Here is a 19418-nt window from a genome sequence, read left to right on the forward strand (position 1 = left end):
TTCCATTCCCCCTGCCAACCTCGGGTATTCCCTCTGTGAACGTTGCGCTGGGCTCGAAAGTTGCCGGTGCGGTCCGCTATATTGAGCCCATCCGTAGCGGTCATGCCGTTCGGCAATGGGCAGACGGTGACGACGAAGAAGTTCACGACACTGATGTGCACGACGATTTGGGGGGCAACTCGATGAGTGATCTCTCGGTAGAGACCGACGCGGTCCGGGCGTTCGCCGCCACGAACGCGGGCATCGCCGGTGATCTTGCGGGGGCAGGCAATTTCGACGCGGTCAAGAACGTCTCGGCCCTGGTGCCGGTGTTCGGTTTGATCGGTGCCGATTACCTGGCGATGTTCGCCGCGGCACAGGTGCTGCAGGCCAAGGACATCAACGATCTATCGGCCAAGTACAACAAGCTCTCCGAGTCGGCGTTCAGCGCCGCCGCTGCCTACGACGCGGCCGACTGGTCCGGCGCAGGCGCGCTCAATGCCATCGGCAACCAGATCGGCGGCGCCGTATGAAGCCACTCGATACCGGGGTGATCGCGCCCGAAGAACTCGCCATGGCGCACTCCGCCGATCAGAACGTGGCGATCGGCCAGCAGGCCGTGCTCGACGCGACGCAGCACGCGGCGGTGCTCGACGTGCCGCTCGGACAGGTGCCCGATGATCTGCCGCCGATCGAGCCGCCGGAGTTCGTGTTGTCCAAGCGGCTCAGCGAGGATCAGCACAATGCGATGGGTGTGCCGGGGGGCCTGCCCGGCCTGAACGGCAATCCGTCGCCGGACGCGCAGAGCATCTCCGGAGTCCCGTCCGATGTTTCGGCGCTGCTGGGGGATACGCACTCCGCGCTGCAACACGTCGCGGCGCCGGTGAACCAGGCGCTGGACCAGGCAACCGGGGTGCTGAACGGTGCCGTCGGCTCGGCGCCGAGTTCGGTCGCCGCCGCGGTGAGCCAGGCCCAAGCGGCCATCCCGACCTCGTTGCCCGCGCTGCCCGCCGATCCGGTCGCGGCGCTCATGCAGGGCATTTCGGTGCCCGCGCTGCCCGGCGTCGACCTGCTGATGAAGCCGATCCTCGATCTGCTCAGCAGCTTCGGCACCGGCGTCATCGGCGCCCTCGACCCGACCGCCATCCTGAGTCAGTCCTCCAAGGTCATCGACATGGCCATGCAGGTGGGCAAGGGCAGCATGACCACCGTCGAGCAGCTGTGGCAGAGCCAGGCCGCGCGCAACGCGCAGGCGACCAGCCAGCAGAACAATGTCGAAGGCCAGGAAACCAGCAAGCGCGGCATCGACATCTCCGAACTCACCCAGAAGGCCGCTGCCGTGGTGCAGCAGGGCAACGCGCAATTGCTCACTGTCGCTTCGTCGTTCGCCACCCAGGCCACCGCGATGGCGCCGGTGATCCTGACTCCGCCCGCCCAGGCCACGCTGATGGCCTCGGCGACCGAGCACCTCGGTCAGGCGGTCGGCATCGTCAACGCCACCCGCGGTGATCTGGCGGGCAAGACCGGCGAGCTGAGCGGCATGGTGCAGCAGTTGGTGGCGCCCGGTGGCGGACCCGCGCCGCAGGAGGTCGCGCAGGCGCTGGCGCAGAACGTCGGTCAGCCGATCCTGGAGCAGGCCCAGTCGACCGCGCAGGACACCGCGACCCAGGCCGCGGGCCTCAACTCGTCGACCACCGCCTCGCCGAACTCGACCACCACGGCGTCGGCGCACAACACCGGCAGCCCGAGCACGACCAATCATGGCAGTCCCGTCGGCGTGCCCGGCAGCCCGAGCCGGACCGGCAGCGGCACCCCGAGCCGCACCGGCACGGGCACCCCGAGCATTCCCTCGGTGCCCAAGACGACCGCCCTGCCCGGCACCAGCATGCCGGTCCGCCCGATCAGCGGCGTCCCGGGCACCACCGGTTTCGGTCCCGGCACCACCGGTGCACCCGGCACCACCACCGCCGGCGCGGGCAACAGCTTCATGGGCGGCGGCGCGGGTGCCGCGGCCGGCCAAGGCCGCAACGAAGACGAACACTCCCGCACCGTGCAGCCCTACCAAAGCGCCACCGGTAACGACGACCTCACCGGCCCCCTCGGTGAATCCACCCCCGACGTCATCGGCGCAACCCACTCCGACGAAATCCTCACCTCCGACTACGAACAGGACCAGTTCTAGGGATCGTCCGGCCCGGCCTGAGCAACAACGTTCGCTCGGGCCGGGCCGTCTGCTATTCGCAGCCGGGTACGGGGCGGGGTCAGATGTCCTGGATGAAGGCGTCGAGGAGTTTGCGGTAGAGGTCGGTGAAGCGTTTGCGGGCGGCTAGTTGTTCGGGGGCGAGGCCCTCGGTGGACTCGGGGGCGTAGACGATCAGGTGGGCGTCCTCTTCGGCGGATTGGGGCATGAGGTCGATGATCTGGCTGCCCTGGTCGGTGATGGCGGGCATGCCGAAGTCGACGGTGGTGAGGGCCCTGGTTTCGGTCAGCGCGGCGGCCAGCACCTCGGGTGGGATGTGGCCGTTGATCCGTTTCGGCAGATTCTCCGGATTCCGTTCCGCGGCAACCGCATCGGGAAGCTTCACCGCGTGCCCGTCACCGGACACCTCCAGCTGCGGGCGCAGATCCACCCGAGTCTGCCAGCCGTTCGGAATCGTGGTCAGCGTCAGCAACGCCATGGGCGAGGAGACCGGCCCGTGCGCGGCCGGCTGGTCGGCCGGATCGGCACCCGCGATCCCTCCGCCGACCATCACCGCCAGAATGGCAACCAGCAGTGCCGTTTTCGTTCGCCGCATGAATCGCAACCTCCCTGTCGAATGAAACGCTCCGCTGACATCGCACAGTGATGTCAGCGGAGCGTCAAGTCCGCGCGTGGCGAATGCCGACCGAGTCGGGGTCAGTTCGTTCGCCTTGTGCGCCAACTGGATCGACGAGCGACCGGTGCGTCGTAGACGCCCTTGGTGGCGAAGCGTCCCGTAGCAGCCCGGGATTCGTCGCGGGTGGGTTCAGCGCCGCAGGGCGGGTGGGGCGTCCAGATTCGAGGCGGAGTAGGTGTCGCAGGCCTTGACCTGGCCGGTCTGGTAGCCCGTGAGGAACCACTTCTGTCGCTGTTCGGAGGAGCCGTGGGTCCAGGCTTCCCGGTTGACCCGGCCTTGCGACGCCTTTTGGATGCGGTCGTCGCCGACCGCGGACGCGGCGGACAGGGCGTCGCGGATGTCGTTCTCGGACAGCGGCTTCAGAAACGGCGGGCCGCCGCCGGGAGAAGGCGTTTTGTCCGCGAAGTGGGCCCAGATGCCGGCGTAGCAGTCTGCCTGCAGTTCGGTGCGCACGGCGCCCGACTCGGGTCCGCGCGGATCACGTTGCGCGCGACCGATATCGCCGAGCAGGTTCTGGACGTGGTGGCCGATCTCATGGGCGACCACGTATTCCTGTGCCAGCGGGCCACCGCTGGAACCGAATCGGTCCACCAGCTCCTGGAAGAACGTGACGTCGAAGTAGGCCGTTCGATCGGGAGGGCAGTAGAACGGCCCGACGTCACTGGTCGCGTTACCACACCCGGTGGCGATGGCGCCGGAGAACAAATTCACCTTGGGCTTGGCGTACTGGCGACCGGTCTGCTTGTTGAACTCGGTTCCCCAGACCGAGTTGAGGCTTTGCGTGGTGAGCGCCACACGGCAGTCGGCGTACTTGTTGGCGTCCGCGCCGGTCTTGCAGTGGGCGGGCGTGCCCTCCGCGGGCTGGGACTGCTGATTGTCGGAGCCGGTGAGATCACCGATCAGGGAACCGGGGTCGCCGCCGAGCAGTAAGGCCAGCACCAGCACGATGAGTCCGCCCGCTCCGCCGCCCAACGCGATCTTTCCACCCCTGCCGGGACCGCCACCGGAACTGACCGCATCCGGGTCGATCTGCATGCCCTCGTTGAAGGTCATCGTCGTCGCTTTCTGATTGTCGCTACGGCTCGGACATACCCCGCCGCTACAGCTTCGCACGGGTGTGGCGACATCGGTTTCCACTCGACGGATGTGTCTCACTACGATGGGACCGCACCTGGTCATATCGCGCCGGTGCCGGAGTCGTCGAAAGGAACCTTGTGCTGCGCACCCACTTGGCTGGTTCGCTGCGAAGCGAGCATGCCGGTCAGACCGTGACCCTCACCGGATGGGTGGCCAGGCGGCGTGACCACGGTGGCGTGATCTTCATCGATCTGCGCGACGCGTCGGGGGTGTCGCAGGCGGTGTTCCGTGAGGGCGAGCCGGCCGAGCAGGCGCACCGGCTGCGCGCGGAGTACTGCGTGCGGGTGACCGGCGTGGTGGAGCTGCGACCGGACGGCAACGAGAACCCGGACCTGCCGACCGGCACCATCGAGGTGAACGTCACCGAGCTCGAGGTGCTGAACGAGAGCGCGCCGCTGCCGTTCCAGCTGGACGAGCAGCCCGGCGAAGAAGCCCGGCTGAAGTATCGCTACCTGGACCTGCGCCGCGAAGGCCCGGCGCACGCGATCCGGCTGCGGTCGAAGGCGAACGCCGCGGCCCGCGCGGTGCTGGCGAATCACGAGTTCGTCGAGGTGGAGACGCCGACGCTGACCCGCTCGACCCCGGAGGGCGCCCGCGACTTCCTGGTGCCCGCCCGCTTGCAGCCCGGCAGCTTCTACGCGCTGCCGCAGAGCCCGCAGCTGTTCAAGCAGCTGCTGATGGTCGGCGGCATCGAGCGCTACTACCAGATCGCGCGCTGCTACCGCGACGAGGACTTCCGCGCCGACCGTCAGCCCGAGTTCACTCAGCTCGACATCGAGATGAGCTTCGTCCGCCAGGACGATGTGATCCTGCTCGCGGAGCAGATCCTCACCGGGCTGTGGAAGCTGATCGGCTACGACATCCCGACCCCGATCCCGCACATGACCTACGCGGAAGCCATGCGCCGCTTCGGTTCCGACAAGCCGGACCTGCGCTTCGGCGTCGAGATCACCGAGTGCGCGGAGTACTTCAAGGACACCCCGTTCCGGGTGTTCCAGGCCGAGTACGTCGGCGCGGTCGTCATGCCGGGTGGCGCGAGCCAGCCGCGGCGGCAGCTCGACGCCTGGCAGGAGTGGGCCAAGCAGCGCGGCGCCAAGGGGCTGGCCTACGTGCTGATCAACGAGGACGGCACGCTGGGCGGTCCGGTCGCCAAGAACCTGAGCGACGCCGAGCGCGACGGGCTGGCCAAGCACGTCGGCGCGGTGCCGGGCGACTGCGTGTTCTTCGCGGCCGGTCCGGCGAAGGCGCAGCGCGGGTTGCTCGGGGCCGCACGCGCCGAGATCGCCCGCAAGGTCGGCCTGATCGACGAGAACGCGTGGTCGTTCGTGTGGATCGTGGACGCACCGATGTTCGAGCCCGCCGCCGAGGCGACCGCGAGCGGCGATGTGGCGCTTGGTCATTCGGCGTGGACGGCGGTGCATCACGCGTTCACCTCGCCGAAGCCGGAGTCGGTCGACACGTTCGACACCGACCCGGGTTCCGCGCTCGCCTACGCCTACGACATCGTCTGCAACGGCAACGAGATCGGCGGCGGCAGCATCCGTATCCACCGCCGCGACGTGCAGGAACGCGTGTTCAAGGTGATGGGGATCAGCCAGGAGGAGGCGCAGGAGAAGTTCGGATTCCTGTTGGACGCCTTCGCTTTCGGCGCTCCGCCGCACGGCGGCATCGCGTTCGGCTGGGACCGGATCGTCGCGCTGCTGGCCGGGCTGGACTCGATCCGCGAGGTGATCGCGTTCCCCAAGACCGGCGGCGGCGTCGACCCGCTGACCGACGCGCCCGCGCCGATCACCGAGCAGCAGCGCAAGGAAGCAGGCCTGTACCCGAAGCCGGCGGCCAAGGACGACAAGGGCGAGGCGAAGCCGGCCGAATAGCCGGACGAACGGTACCTTTCGGACAGTTCCGATCCGTCGACCCGCGCCGGGCGGCACTGACCACGAGGGGATCCGTTGCTGCATCTACGCCTGATCAGCCCGCCGGACACGACCGGCGCGGTGCTGGCCGTGCTCGCCGCGAACCCGGGGGCCACGCATGTGACCCTGGCTCGCGGCGTCGCGCTGGCGCCCGCCGGCGATCTGATCCAGGCCGACGTCGCGCGCGAGGCGGCCAACGAGGTGCTCGAGCAGCTGACCGCGCTCGGCATCTGCAAGACCGGCGGCATCACGCTCGGTCCGGTCGAGACCGTGCTGTCCGAGGCGGGGGACCGGGCGGTCGAGGCGGCGCCCGGCGATCCGACCGACGCGGTGGTGTGGGACGAACTGCTCGCGCAGGTGCACGAGGAGTCGACGCTCAATTCGACGTTCCTGGCGTTCCTCGCGATCGCCTGTCTGCTGGCCGCGATCGGGGTTGCCACCGATTCGCCGGTGACCATCGTCGGCGCGATGGTGGTCGGCCCGGAGTTCGGTCCGCTGGCGGCGTTCGCGGTTGGGTTGGTGCGCCGCGACTTTCGGCTCGCGCGGCGGTCGGCGATCGCGCTGGCGGTGGGGTTCCCGGTGGCCATGCTGGTCACGCTGGCCGCGACGTTGGTGTGGGAGCAGTTGGGCTGGATCACGCTGAACGGCGTGGAGAGCGTCAAGAATGTCGACTTCATTTACGAGGTCGGGCCGTTCTCGCTGGTCGTCGCGCTGCTGGCGGGCGCGGCGGGCATGCTCTCGCTGGTCACGGCGAAGTCGGCGGCGTTGATCGGGGTGTTCATCTCGGTGACGACCGTGCCCGCGGCCGGGTTCGCCGTTGTCGCGGCCACCTTGGGGCAGTGGCATATCGCGTTCATGTCCGTGGGTCAGCTCGCGGTGAACCTGGCCGGGATCATCGTGGCCGGGGTGATCGTGCTCGAACTCCGGCCTCGCGCGGGCAGCGAGGCCGGGCCGGTGGCGCGGTTCAAGCGGTGGGTCGGAATGCGTTCGCTCGCGGGCGAATAGGACCGTCAGATCGGCGAGACGGGGCCTCCGGTCAGCGTGCGGTACGCGTAGGTGACTGCCATGACCGCGACCGGCCCGGCGACCAGCAGTCCGAGTCCGCACAGCAGCGCTCCGACCACAGTGACGAAAAGGACGGAGAGCGCGAGCAGCAGGACCGGCCACACATTGGTGACCACCAGGGTGGCGCTGGATTTGAGCGCTTCGAACGGACCCTCGTTCTGATCGACCACGAAGTGCAGCGAGAACATGCACAGCACGCCGATGACCAGTCCGGGCACGATGCAGACCGCCGACCCGAGGAAGGTCAGGACGAACGCCAGCAGGGCGGTGATCAGCACGTTGCCCGCGTTCACGAAACGGAAGTACGAGCCGAAATGCGGTTTGTTGCCGTCGGTTTCGTACAGCGCGCCGCGGACCATCGCGGCCTGTAGCAACCAGACGGCGGCCAGTACGGCGAGGAAGATCAGCAGCAGCGGGAGCATGGTCGTCGGGTCGGTGAGTTGCACGACGAGGACGAAGCCGAGATAGATGACCAGACCGGCGGCGATCACGCCCATCCACGGTCCGGGGTTGCGGCGGAACTTCTCCCAGCCGTAGCTGAGCGCTTGACCGACATCGAGGGTGCCGGGGGCGGTGGCGGCCTGCTGGTAGCCGTAGGTCGGTTGACCGGGGTCGGGGTACTGCGGTGGGGGCATCGTGCCCGGTGGGGGAACCGAACCGTACGGCATGTTTCCTTGTGGGGGCAGCGATCCCGGTGTTCCCGGGCCGGTGCCCGGCGGACCGTAGCTGGGGGGAGCCGAGTATCCGGGCTGGCCGGCAGCGTCGGGCTGATCGGTGTATCCGGGCTGCGGGGCGGTACCTGGCTGGGCTGGGTAACCAGGCTGCGCGGAGGGGCCGGGCTGCGGCGTGGAACCTGGTGGAGGCGAGTATCCAGGCTGTGCCGTTCCTGCCTGAGGCTGGTATTCAGGCTGGGGCGCGGTGCCCGGCTGCGGCGCGTATCCCGGCTGTGCCGCGGTACCGGGCTGTGCCGCGTAACCCGGCTGCGGTGAAGAGCCGGGCTGGGCCGGCGAACCCGGCTGCGGCGAATTGCCGGGCTGTGCCGCGTAACCCGGCTGCGCCGATTGCTGCGCGGGTGCTACCGGCGGCGGAGGCTCGATCGGTTCGTCGCCGTACCGCGCCGCGCCCGTGCCCTCGGACTGCGCGGATCCGGCCGAGGCGGCCGGCTCGCGGCGACCCTGTCCGGTGCTTGTGTCCGGTGCTTGTGGAGGGTGACTCTCGTGCTGGCCCGGCCGCGCCGGGTGGCGTTCGTCGGCTCCGCGGTCGGGAGCGTCGCCAGCTGATTCGTGGGGCGGGGGAGGCGGTGTGCCGGTCATGCCATAGACCTTTCCACTCAACTGGTTTGCGGTGTGGCGCAGAGCAGTTGACGATGAGAAAACCTGACGGGTGCAATCGTGTCAAGCAACGGCCGTCCGTCCCGTAACCTCGAGGGAGACACGCCGAACGACGCGGAAAGGTTGTGTATCCGCTCGCTAGAAGTGACCTGATGCGAGTAACTTGAAGGGCGATGACCGCACTATTGGCCGAACGCGCCGCCGAAGTCGTGTCCGCAGCGCAACAGTTGCTCACAAAGCGAATGGGTGCTCCGGTAAAGCTGAGCGATCCGATCGAACTCAGCGGTAGTGGTAGAACGACGGTTCTCCGTGTGCGTGTTGCGGAAAACGCCTTCTCGTTGCCGCGGACCCTGATCGTGAAACAAGTTCGCGGACACTCGCATGACCGCACCACGGGCGGTCTCGCACCCGGAGTCGCCAGCATCGACTCCGCGTTCCTTCGTGAAGCGGTGTCGTATCAGTTCACCACCGCGTTGAGCCGCGAACAGCGGCCCGGTGCGTATCTGATCGCGCACAGTCTGCCTGAGCGCCTGCTCATCCTCAGCGACCTCGGCGAGAACTCGCTGCTCACCCAGATGTTGCAGTCCGGCGCCGAGCCGGCCACCCGCAACGGCATGATGGCGTTCGCCCAGGCGCTGGGCCGGATGCATGCCGCGACCGTCGGCCGCGAGGCGGATTTCGTTGCGCTGCTGCGGCGCGTCGATGTGGTGCATCGGGTGGACGGCATCGCTCAGCAGGCCGAATCGGCGATCGCCGAGGTGCCCGGACTGTTGCAGCGGGAGCTCGGCATCGAGGTGCCCGGCGAGATCGCCGAACGGATCGTCCGGGGTAACCGGCTGTTCTCCGCCGGACGGTTCCGGGCGTTCAGCCCGTCGGATCTGTGCCCCGACAACGTCATTCTCAACGAGGAGGGCGCGCGGTTCCTCGACTACGAGTGGGGTGGGTTCCGCGACGCCACCCTGGACATCGCGTACGCGCTGGTGTCGTTCCCCGGATGCCTGTGCGACTTCGAGCTGTCCAGGGAACGGGCCAGGCAGATGGTCGAGGCGTGGCGCTCCGAGGTCGTGGGCGTGTGGCCGGCGCTGGCCGATGACGAGGTGCTGTCCGAGCGGATCCTCGAGGCCCGGCTGATCTGGGTCTGGTTGTCGACGTACTGGTTCCTGCCCGCGGATCACGCGCGCATCGCCGCGGCGCGGGAGCACGGGTTGTCGGTGCCTCGGTCGGAGGCGCTGATCAATCGGTGGGCGGCGTTGGCCGAGGATGCTCGGTGCACCGGGGACGACATCGTCGGGGACTTCGCCGAGGATGTGTCCGCCATGCTGGAAGAGCGCTGGTCGGAATAGAATTCGCCGGTGGGTCGAATTCGTTCTCTTGAAGTTTCCTGAAAGTTTTTGTCTGTCGCGGTGTTCGCGGTGGGTGGAAATGCGGCGGCGGGTTTTCAGGTGGGCCGAAGGTATTTCAGTTCGGCTGACAGTCGGCGGTGATGGTTTTGCGTTCAACTAGGTTGCTGCCGCACATCTTTTGATTCCCCGCACAGGGGCTGGCCGCGCTGACCCGCGTGCGTATGTCAGGAGATGTGCGGGTGCGCCGGAAAATCAACGGGACCCTGTAATCGGGGGCAGTGGTCGGCGTTGGTCGCCAGTACGCTGGAGGGTTCAGACCACGGGGCTGGAGAGGGGTGGTCACGATGAGCGTTGTGCTATCGGTAATCATCGGGGTCGTTGTCGTCGCTGCGGTGCTGGCGGCGTTCGTCCTGCATCGGCGGACGCTGCGTAAGGACGTCGATCGGATGACTCGTGCTCGGCAGTCCGGCGGCGTGCTGACCGCGCAGATCAGCAGTCCGCGAAACCGCAAGAAGCGCAGCTCGAGCGGAAGCGGCGGCTGGGCCTTGGGCAGCATCGGGATATTCGGCGGCGGCGGAGATGGCGGCCACGGCCACGGAGGTCATGGTCACGGCTGCGGAGGTGGCGGCTGTAGCGGTGGCGGGGGCTGCGGTGGTGGGGGTGGCGGCTGCGGGGGCGGGTCGTAGCGAACTGCTCGTCGGTTGACGGGAGCTGGGCGAGGCTCGACGTGCCCGGCTCCCGAGAACGCCGCGTCCATCGACTGGCGCTTGCGGGGCACCCCGGACGCTGCGTCAGTTTGTGGATGCTGAGCGTGCGTCGAGAGTGCCGGCACCCGCCGACCCCGCCCGTCAGCTCACCGGCGCCGGGCGCGGTTCGAGGCGGCCGCCGGATCGGACGGCGAGTGAAGTGGCGTGGCGGACACCGGAATTCGGGTCGGTCACGTCGATCAGGTAGAACCAGTCCATCTGGGTTTGTTCCGGGGTGACCTCGAGTACGCCGTAGCCGTGTGAATCGAGTTCGACGTAGCGGAAGTGGCGGTTGACGCCCTTGATCGACTCCGCGATCGGTGCGGAGTTCAGCTTCAGCAGGTCGCCGATGCTGGTCGAGGTGATCGACGGGACGACGAACTCGGCGCCCGCGGTGACGCCGGCCGGATAGTCGGCGGCGTCGACGGGCAGGTCGGCGGCCCACGAGGAGTGGATGTCGCCGGTGAGGAACACCACGTCGGAGACCTCCTGCTCGGTGATCGCGCGGAACAGGCGCTGCCGGTCGGCGGTGTAGCCGTCCCACTGGTCGCCATTGACGGTCAGGCCGGATTGCGGGACGCCGAGGGCGGTGGTGATCGCCGCGGTGGTGGCCGGTTCGAGCGGCGGGAAGACCAGCGGCGCGATCATCACCGAGTTGCCGACCAGTTTCCAGCGCACCGGCGCCGACGCCAATCCGGCGGTGAGCCAATCCATTTGAGCCTTGCCGGTGATGGTGCGCGCCGGATTGTCCGCGTCGCGCCAGCCGGTGCCTGGCTTCGCCTCCTGATCGCGGTAGCTGCGCAGATCCAGCATGGACAGTTCGGCGAGGGTGCCGAAGCGAAGCCGGCGATAGATCTGCACCTCCGCGCCGGATCCTTTCGCGCGCACCGGCATCCACTCCAGGTACGCCTGCGCGGAGGCGGCCCGGCGATCCTGCCAGTCGCCCTCGGTGGCCGGGTCGTGATTGTTCGCGCCGCCGGACCAGGAGTTGTCGGCGGATTCGTGGTCGTCCCAGGTGCAGATGAACGGCTGGCGGGCATGCAGATCCAGCAGATCCGGGTCGGTCTTGTACTGCGCGTGGCGAATTCGGTAATCGGCCAGGGTGACCGTCTCGTTCGCCGGCTCGTGCGGCCGGACCGTTCCGTTGCGCCCGCCGTACTTGCCGCGGCCGTACTCGTAGATGTAGTCGCCCAGGTGCACGATGGCATCGAGGTCGGTGCGCGCGGCCAGATGGCGGTACGCGCCGAAGTAGCCCGCTTCCCAGTTCGCGCAGGACACGATGCCGAACCGGAGCCGCTCCGGTGAGTCGGAGATCGCCGGCGCGGTCCGGGTCCGCGCAGTCGCGGACGTCTCGCCGAGCGCGGTGAACCGATAGAAGTAGACGGTCGCCGGTGCGAGCCCGGTCACGTCCACCTTCACGGTGTGATCGGAAGCCGCTGTCGCCGCGACGTTTCCGGCAGCCACCACCGAACCGAAGCTCTCGTCTTCGGCGACTTCCCACCGCACACTTGCTGATTCGCCAGCACCCGACCCCGGCGCAGCCTCCTCGGACACCGTGACCCGAGTCCACAGAATCACCCGTCCGGCAGCGGGTCCCCCGACGCAACCCCATGCCGGAACACCCCGCCCGCCGCCCGCGCAGGACCCGCCGTCAGCAATGCCGTCGCCGTCGCAACCGCCCCGCCCTTCAGCAGCGTCCGCCGCGCAAAGGACCCGAACGAAGAATCTGAAACGACCACGTTTTCAGTCACGACTACTGATCCCATCCGATCCACCCGCCACGCGCAAATCGGCTCGCCGAACTCCGCCCAACCGGCCCCACAACTACCAACCGGCCAACTCCGAGGACCGGGCGGGTATGGGGTGCGGGGTGTAGGGGAGCGGGGGTTGTCGGTGGGGCTGGGTAACGTTGGCGGGTGTGAGCGATGGCTTGTTCGATGTGCCCGGAGACTCCGTGCCTGCGGAGCACAGCATCGATACGGTGGTGCGCAGGGACGCGGGGGCGCCGTTGGCGGTCCGGATGCGGCCCGCTTCGTTGGATGAGGTGGTGGGGCAGCAGCATTTGCTGGGGGCGGGGGCGCCGTTGCGACGCTTGGTCGAGGGGGCGGGGGCGGCTTCGGTCCTGCTGTACGGGCCGCCGGGGACGGGGAAGACGACGCTCGCCTCGTTGATCTCGCACTCGACGGGACGGCGGTTCGAGGCGCTGTCGGCGTTGTCGGCGGGGGTCAAAGAGGTGCGCGCGGTCATCGATGTGGCGCGGCGCAGGTTGTCGGCCGGTGAGCAGACGGTGCTGTTCATCGATGAGGTGCATCGGTTTTCCAAGACGCAACAGGACGCGTTGCTCGCCGCGGTGGAGAACCGGATCGTGCTGCTGGTCGGGGCGACCACCGAGAATCCGTCGTTTTCCGTGGTGTCGCCGCTGCTGTCGCGGTCGCTGGTGCTGCAACTGCAATCGCTGACCGAGGACGACATCCGGCAGGTGCTGTTGCGCGCGATCCACGACAAACGTGGATTGGACGACCAGTACACGGTCTCGGACGAGGCGCTGGATCACATCATCCGGATCGCGGGTGGCGACGCCCGGCGCGCGCTCACCGCGTTGGAGGCCTCGGCCGAATCGTCGCTGGACGGGACGGTCGGCGTCGAACTGGTCGAGGCCAGCGTGGACAAGGCCGCGGTCCGCTACGACCGGGCCGGGGACCAGCACTACGACGTGATCAGCGCGTTCATCAAATCCATCCGCGGCTCCGACGTCGACGCCGCGCTGCACTACCTGGCCAGGATGCTCACCGCGGGAGAGGACCCGCGGTTCATCGCCCGCAGGCTGATGATCCACGCGAGCGAAGACATCGGCATGGCCGACCCCACGGCGCTGCAAACCGCCACCGCCGCCGCGCAGGTGGTCCAACTGGTCGGCCTCCCGGAAGCCAGGCTCGCCCTGGCCCAGGCCACGATTCATCTCGCGAGCGCCCCGAAGTCGGGTGCCGTGATCGCCGCGCTCGGTGCCGCCATGGCCGACGTCGCGGCAGGCAAGGCCGGGGCCGTCCCGCCCCATCTGCGCGACGGCCACTACGCGGGCGCGGCCAAACTCGGCAACGCCCAGGGCTACAAGTACCCGCACGACAACCGGGACGGGGTCCTGGCCCAGCAGTACCCGCCGGACGAACTGGTCGGCGTGAACTACTACCAGCCGACCGACCACGGCAACGAACGCGAAGTCGGCCCGCGAGTCGACAAACTGCGCCGGATCATCCGCGGCAAGTAGCTCACCCCCGCACCACCGCCTGCTGGACAATCGATCGACTCGGCGCGGCATCCCCCCGTGTCCCACACCACCCGACTCGATGAAAAACCATGTGCACCGCACCGGTAGGCTGGATATCTGTGCAGACCCACGAGATTCGACGGCGCTTCCTGGACCATTTCGTCCGTGCCGGCCATACCGAGGTACCGAGTGCCTCGTTGATCCTGGCCGACCCGAACCTGCTGTTCGTCAACGCAGGCATGGTCCAGTTCGTCCCGTTCTTCCTCGGTCAGCAGACGCCTCCGTATGCGACCGCGACGAGTGTGCAGAAGTGTGTGCGCACGGGTGACATCGAGAATGTCGGCATCACCACCCGGCACAACACCTTCTTCCAGATGGCAGGCAACTTCAGCTTCGGCGACTACTTCAAGCGCGAGGCGATCACCTTCGCCTGGTCGCTGCTGACCAGCAGCGTCGAGGACGGCGGCTACGGCTTCGACCCGGAAAGGCTGTGGGCCACCGTCTACCTCGACGACGACGAGGCCGAGCAGATCTGGCTGTCGATGGGCGTGCCCGCCGAGCGGATCCAGCGCCGCGGCATGGCCGACAACTACTGGTCGATGGGCATCCCCGGCCCGTGCGGCCCGTGCTCGGAGATCTACTACGACCGCGGACCCGAATACGGCGTCGAGGGCGGCCCGGAGGCCGACGAGGATCGCTACATCGAGATCTGGAATCTCGTGTTCATGCAGAACGAGCGTGGCGCGGGCACCAGCAAGGACGACTTCGAGATCCTCGGCCCGCTGCCGAAGAAGAACATCGACACCGGCATGGGCGTCGAGCGCGTCGCGTTCCTGTTGCAGGGCGTCGACAACGTCTACGAGACCGACCTGCTGCGCCCGATCATCGACAAGGCCGAGGAGCTGACCGGCCGGTCCTACGGCGTCACGCACGAGGACGACGTGCGGTTCCGGGTGATCGCCGACCACGCGCGCACCGGCGCCATGCTGATCGCCGACGGCGTCAACCCGGGCAACGACGGCCGGGGCTATGTGCTGCGCCGCCTGCTGCGCCGGATCGTGCGTTCGGCCCGCCTGCTCGGCGCGGAGAAGCCGGTGATGGGCGAGTTCATGAAGGTGGTCAGCGATCTCATGTCGCCGTCCTATCCGGAACTCGCCACCGACTTCCGGCGCATCGAGACGGTCGCGGTGGGCGAGGAGACGGCGTTCCTGAAGACGCTGAACACCGGATCCACCCTGTTCGACAACACCGCCGCCGCGGTGAAGGCCAAGGGCAGCAACACGATTGCCGGCACCGACGCGTTCACCCTGCACGACACCTACGGCTTCCCGATCGACCTCACCCTGGAGATGGCCGCCGAGGCGGGCCTCTCGGTGGACGAGGACGGCTTCCGCGCGCTCATGGCCGAGCAGCGCAAGCGGGCCAAGGACGACGCGCAGGCGCGCAAGCACGCGCACGCCGACCTGACCGTCTACAAGGAGCTGGTCGACCGCGGCGCCACCGAGTTCACCGGTTTCGACGAGCTGACCTCCGAGGCGCACGTGCTCGCCCTGATCGCCGACGGCGTCCGGGTGCCGGTCGCCACGGTCGGTCAGGACGTCGAGGTGATCCTGGATCGCAGCCCGCTCTACGCCGAGTCCGGCGGTCAGATCGCCGACCGCGGTTCGATCACCGCGAACGGGCTGAAGCTGCGGGTCAACGACGTGCAGAAGATCGCCAAGAAGGTGTGGGTGCACAAGTCCACGGTCGAGCAGGGCCAGGTCACCGAGGGCGATGTCGTTCTCGCGCAAGCGGATCCGGCCTGGCGCCGGGGCGCCACCCAGGGGCACTCCGGCACGCACATGGTGCACGCCGCGCTGCGCCAGATCCTCGGCCCGAACGCGGTGCAGGCGGGTTCGATGAACAAGCCGGGCTACCTGCGCTTCGACTTCAACTGGCAGGGCCAGCTCTCCGAGCAGCAGAAGTCCGAGATCGAGGCCGTGTCCAACGACGCGGTCGGCGCGGACTTCCCGGTGAACACCTTCGTCACCGACCTGACCAAGGCCAAGGAAATGGGCGCGATGGCGCTGTTCGGCGAGAACTACGGCGACGAGGTGCGCGTGGTGGAGATCGGCGGACCGTTCTCGATGGAGCTGTGCGGTGGTACGCACGTGCAGCATTCCTCGCAGATCGGCCCGATCACCGTGCTCGGCGAGTCGTCGGTCGGGTCCGGCATCCGGCGCGTGGAGGCGTTCGTCGGCCTCGACTCGTACAAGTACCTGGCCAAGGAGCGTGCGCTGCTGGCCGGCCTGGCGTCCTCGCTGAAGGTGCCCTCGGACGAGGTGCCCGCGCGGGTCGAGCAGCTGGTCGACCGGTTGAAGGTGGCGGAGAAGGAACTCGAGCGCACCAAGATGGCCGCGGTGCTGTCCTCGGCGGGCAAGTTCGTCGAGGAGGCGGAGCGGATCGGCAGCGTGCTGCTGGTCGCCGTGGCCGCGCCCGAGGGCGTGCCCGCCGGTGATCTGCGCACGCTGGCCACCGATATCCGCGGCCGGTTCGGCACGCTGCCCGCCGTGGTGGTGCTGCTCGGCAATGCCGACGGCAAGGTGCCGTTCGTGGTGACTGTGAACAAGGGTGCGCAGGAACTCGGTTTCAAGGCCGGCGATCTGGTCGGCGCGTTCGGTCCGAGCATCGCGGGTCGCGGTGGCGGTAAGCCGGAGATGGCGCAGGGCGCGGGATCCGATCCGTCGGGCATTCCTACCGGCCTTGCCGCAGTCCGTGCTCGGGTGGCCGAACTGGCGAAGTGATGGCATCGCGAAGCGATTCCGATAGTTCCGAGAGGTCGGCGTCGCAGGGCGCCGACCGGCCCCACCCTGACACAGATCCCGGCCGCGGCAGGCGAATCGCCGTCGATGTCGGCAGCGTCCGTATCGGCGTTGCCTCCAGCGACCCCGACGGTGTCCTCGCCACGCCCGTAGAGACCGTGCCGCGCGCGAAGCCGAACAAGCGCTCGGTCGGTCCGGCACCCGATATCGCCAGAATTGCTGAAATTGTGCGGGAGTACGAGGCAGTCGAGGTGATCGTGGGCCTACCCCGAACATTGCGCGGGGAGAAGGGCACTGCCGCTACCATTGCCACCGCATTCGCCGACGAGTTGCGGGCCGCCGTGTCGCCGGTACCTATACGACTTTCCGACGAACGTTTGACTACGGTGTCAGCTGCACGTGCATTGCGGGACAGTGGAGTTCGCGCGCGTGGCCAGCGGCAAGTGATCGATCAGGCGGCGGCCGTCTCGATCCTGCAAGGATGGTTGGACGAACGGAGTGCGGTGTTGAGGTCGGTTGAAGCGGTGCGTCATGCGTCGTCCGAGGACGACGCATGACGGATCGATGGGCGCGGGCCGAGGAGCGGTTCCGACAGCGGGAAGCTGATCGGCGTTACCGGCGTGACGACCGAGCCTGGGGTGGGCAGAACAGCAGAGACAACCGGGGCAAGACGAACCGCGTGGTCGGCCGGGAGCAGGACGACTGGGACGACTACGAGGACGACACCACGGTCATCCCGCGCTACACCGACGACATGGACGACCAGCCGCCGCCCGCTCCGGCGCCGCGGTCCAGGGAGCGGCGCGACGTACCGCGCCCGCGGGTCGGCCGCCGGGAGCCGGTCGACGACGACGAGCCCGAGCGGCGGCGCCGGTCGAAGAGCCCGCAGCGCAGCAGGCGCTCCAGGGCCGCCTCGCGCAAGGCCAAGGAGCGCAAGCGTCGCCGGCGCACCCTGTGGCTCGTCGCCGGTGTCTTCGTGCTGCTGTTCGCGGGCGCCGCGGTGTTCGCGGGCATGAAGCTGATCAAGTCGCTCGGCAGCCCCGAGGACTACGCGGCCGGCCAGCCCGGACCGCTGGTCGTGGTCCAGGTGCACGACGGGGACACCTCGCAGCAGATCGCCGCGACCATGAAGGACCGTGGCGTGGTCGCCAGCACGGGCGCGTTCTTCGAAGCGGCCGTGCGGAATTCGAACATGAACTCGGTGCAGCCGGGCTTCTACGCGATCCCCAGCAAGATCCCCGCCGCGCAAGCGGTCACCCAGTTGCTCGGTAAGCAGGCGCGCGTCGGCAACCTGGTCATCCCCGAGGGACGGCTGCTGCACGACCAGTACGAGGTCGGCGGTTCCGGTCGGCGCACCGACGGCATCTACCGCATGATGGCCGCGGCCAGCTGCATCGGCACCGGCCCGACCCAGAAGTGCGTCACCTACGAACAACTCGACGCCGCGGGCGCGAACGTCGACCTGGCCGCGCTCGGCGTGCCCGCCTGGGCCGCGCAGGGCGTCAAGGACTGCCCGGACCGGACCAGGCAGCTCGAGGGCCTGATCGCCGCGGGCACGTTGGATTTCGACCCGAGCGGCACGCCGGAGCAGATGCTGCGCCAGGTCGTGACGGCCAGCGCCAAGAGCTATGAATCCACCGGGTTGTTGCAGTCCGGCGGCGAGACCAAGCTGACCCCGTACCAGACGCTGATCGCCGCGTCGCTGGTCGAGCGCGAGGCCAAGCCGCAGGACATGGGCAAGGTCGCGCGGGTGATCGTGAACCGGCTCCGGGTCCCGCAGATGCTGCAATTCGACTCGACGGTGAACTACGCGCTGGACCGCACCGAGGTGCAGACCACCGACGCCGACCGCGCCGCGGAGACCCCGTGGAACACCTACGCGAAGACCGGCCTGCCCGCCACGCCGATCTCCGCGCCGTCGCTGAACGCGTTGCGCGCCATGGAGAATCCGGAACCCGGGTCGTGGCTGTACTTCGTGACCGTCGACAAGCAGGGCACCACCCTGTTCACCGACGACTACAAGCAGCACCAGCGCTACATCCAGCAGGCCCAGGCGAGCGGAATCCTGGACAGTGGCCGCTGAACGCAAGGCAGCGGTGCTGGGTAAGCCCATCGCGCACTCCCGCTCGCCGCAGTTGCATCTGGCCGCGTATCGCGCGCTCGGGCTGGAGTGGAGCTACGAGCGGATCGAATGCACGGCGGAGCAGCTGCCCGGGCTGGTCGACGGCCTCGGGCCGGAATGGGTCGGGCTGTCGGTGACCATGCCGGGCAAGGAGGCCGCGCTGGCGTACGCCGACGAACGGACCGAGCGGGCGGTGCTGGTCGGTTCGGCCAACACGCTCGTCCGGCGCGACGGTGGGTGGCGGGCCGACTGCACCGATGTGGACGGTGTGCTCGGTGCGTTGCGCGGTGGCGGGGTGACCGATGTGGCCGAAGCGGTGGTGCTGGGTGCCGGTGGGACCGCGCGCCCCGCGCTGCTCGCGTTGTCCGAGCTCGGGGCCAAGACGGTGACCGTGATCGCGCGCGATGCCGGGCGGGCGAGTAGCGCGCTGGATCTCGCGGAGCGGCTCGGCATGAACGCGGCGGTGACCAGTTTCGATCCGGCCGCGATCGCCGGACTGTGCGAACGGGCCGGTGCCGTGGTCAGCACGATTCCGGCGGAGGCGGCCGCGGTCGTCGCCGACGCGGTCGCGACGGCGCCCGTGGTGCTCGATGCCATCTATAACCCGTGGCCGACGCCGCTGGCCGAGGCGGTGTCGCGGGCCGGGCACACGGTGGTCAGTGGGTTGCAGATGTTGCTCAATCAGGCGTACGGGCAAGTGGAGCAGTTCACCGGCCGTCCGGCTCCGCGTGCGGAAATGGCGGCGGCGCTGGCGGATTCGGACTGAGCGTGCTGCCCGCGCCGGTCCGGTGGACTGCGCGACCGGGTCGGCGGATTCGACCTCCTGGGTGGCGTGCGGTT

At 68.5% G+C, this 19418-nt stretch carries 14 protein-coding genes and 1 pseudogene; 10 read left to right on the forward strand and 5 right to left on the reverse strand.

Annotated features, from left to right (window positions below):
• The first annotated feature begins 35 nt into the window (after positions 1-35).
• Both ACFQ9K_RS37545 and ACFQ9K_RS37550 read left to right on the forward strand, forming a co-directional pair.
• Positions 36-512: a type VII secretion target gene (locus tag ACFQ9K_RS37545; protein ID WP_378726957.1), complete on the forward strand. Its 477-nt coding sequence runs from the start codon at positions 36-38 to the stop codon at positions 510-512.
• Positions 509-2161 carry a hypothetical protein gene (locus ACFQ9K_RS37550; protein ID WP_378726959.1) on the forward strand — a complete coding sequence of 551 codons (1653 nt, stop codon included), beginning with the start codon at positions 509-511 and terminating at the stop codon, positions 2159-2161. Before ACFQ9K_RS37545 ends, ACFQ9K_RS37550 begins: the two co-directional genes overlap by 4 nt.
• 79 nt (positions 2162-2240) lie before the next feature.
• On the opposite strand, the gene ACFQ9K_RS37555 is transcribed toward ACFQ9K_RS37550, so the two are convergent.
• Entirely contained in the window at positions 2241-2774 is a 534-nt protein-coding gene (locus ACFQ9K_RS37555) for a hypothetical protein (protein ID WP_378984236.1), read from the reverse strand.
• A gap of 210 nt (positions 2775-2984) precedes the next feature.
• Positions 2985-3908, reverse strand: a complete 924-nt coding sequence (locus ACFQ9K_RS37560; protein WP_378724595.1) for a neutral zinc metallopeptidase — start codon at positions 3906-3908, stop codon at positions 2985-2987.
• Positions 3909-4069: 161 nt separating this feature from the next.
• Between ACFQ9K_RS37560 and aspS the strand changes: the two genes are divergently transcribed.
• Together aspS and ACFQ9K_RS37570 are read left to right on the forward strand one after the other, a co-directional pair.
• Entirely contained in the window at positions 4070-5866 is a 1797-nt protein-coding gene (aspS, locus tag ACFQ9K_RS37565; RefSeq protein ID WP_378724597.1) for an aspartate--tRNA ligase, read from the forward strand.
• A gap of 75 nt (positions 5867-5941) precedes the next feature.
• The gene (locus ACFQ9K_RS37570) at positions 5942-6910 is read left to right on the forward strand and encodes a DUF389 domain-containing protein (RefSeq protein WP_378724599.1); all 969 of its coding nucleotides are present in this window, start codon (positions 5942-5944) and stop codon (positions 6908-6910) included.
• Positions 6911-6915: 5 nt separating this feature from the next.
• Here ACFQ9K_RS37570 and ACFQ9K_RS37575 read toward each other — a convergent pair whose 3' ends face one another.
• The gene (locus ACFQ9K_RS37575) at positions 6916-7638 is read right to left on the reverse strand and encodes a hypothetical protein (RefSeq protein WP_378724601.1); all 723 of its coding nucleotides are present in this window, start codon (positions 7636-7638) and stop codon (positions 6916-6918) included.
• 836 nt (positions 7639-8474) lie between these two features.
• On the opposite strand from ACFQ9K_RS37575, the gene ACFQ9K_RS37580 reads away from it, so the two are divergent.
• Positions 8475-9644 carry a phosphotransferase family protein gene (locus ACFQ9K_RS37580; RefSeq protein WP_378724603.1) on the forward strand — a complete coding sequence of 390 codons (1170 nt, stop codon included), beginning with the start codon at positions 8475-8477 and terminating at the stop codon, positions 9642-9644.
• Between the two features lie 356 nt (positions 9645-10000).
• Here the strand turns inward: ACFQ9K_RS37580 and ACFQ9K_RS37585 are convergent, their stop codons facing one another.
• Positions 10001-10240 (reverse strand): hypothetical protein, encoded by a 240-nt coding sequence (locus ACFQ9K_RS37585; RefSeq protein WP_378984239.1) that lies wholly within the window; start codon positions 10238-10240, stop codon positions 10001-10003.
• Positions 10241-10492: 252 nt separating this feature from the next.
• Positions 10493-12156, reverse strand: a pseudogene (locus ACFQ9K_RS37590) (alkaline phosphatase D family protein).
• A gap of 152 nt (positions 12157-12308) precedes the next feature.
• On the opposite strand from ACFQ9K_RS37590, the gene ACFQ9K_RS37595 reads away from it, so the two are divergent.
• From ACFQ9K_RS37595 to ACFQ9K_RS37615, 5 genes are all read left to right on the forward strand, one after another.
• The gene (locus ACFQ9K_RS37595; RefSeq protein ID WP_378984242.1) at positions 12309-13655 is read left to right on the forward strand and encodes a replication-associated recombination protein A; all 1347 of its coding nucleotides are present in this window, start codon (positions 12309-12311) and stop codon (positions 13653-13655) included.
• A 119-nt stretch (positions 13656-13774) separates the two neighbouring features.
• Positions 13775-16438 carry an alanine--tRNA ligase gene (gene alaS, locus ACFQ9K_RS37600; protein WP_378724609.1) on the forward strand — a complete coding sequence of 888 codons (2664 nt, stop codon included), beginning with the start codon at positions 13775-13777 and terminating at the stop codon, positions 16436-16438.
• Positions 16438-17013 (forward strand): Holliday junction resolvase RuvX, encoded by a 576-nt coding sequence (gene ruvX, locus ACFQ9K_RS37605; RefSeq protein WP_378984245.1) that lies wholly within the window; start codon positions 16438-16440, stop codon positions 17011-17013. The genes alaS and ruvX overlap by 1 nt, the downstream gene beginning before the upstream one ends.
• Positions 17010-18539, forward strand: coding sequence for an endolytic transglycosylase MltG (mltG, locus tag ACFQ9K_RS37610; protein WP_378984249.1), 1530 nt, complete (start codon positions 17010-17012; stop codon positions 18537-18539). Before ruvX ends, mltG begins: the two co-directional genes overlap by 4 nt.
• On the forward strand, positions 18529-19344 hold the full coding sequence (locus ACFQ9K_RS37615) for a shikimate dehydrogenase (RefSeq protein ID WP_378727055.1): 816 nt from the start codon (positions 18529-18531) through the stop codon (positions 19342-19344). The genes mltG and ACFQ9K_RS37615 overlap by 11 nt, the downstream gene beginning before the upstream one ends.
• Positions 19345-19418: the final 74 nt, after the last annotated feature.

The organism is Nocardia sp. NPDC056564 (assembly GCF_042793755.1).
Classification (GTDB): domain Bacteria; phylum Actinomycetota; class Actinomycetes; order Mycobacteriales; family Mycobacteriaceae; genus Nocardia.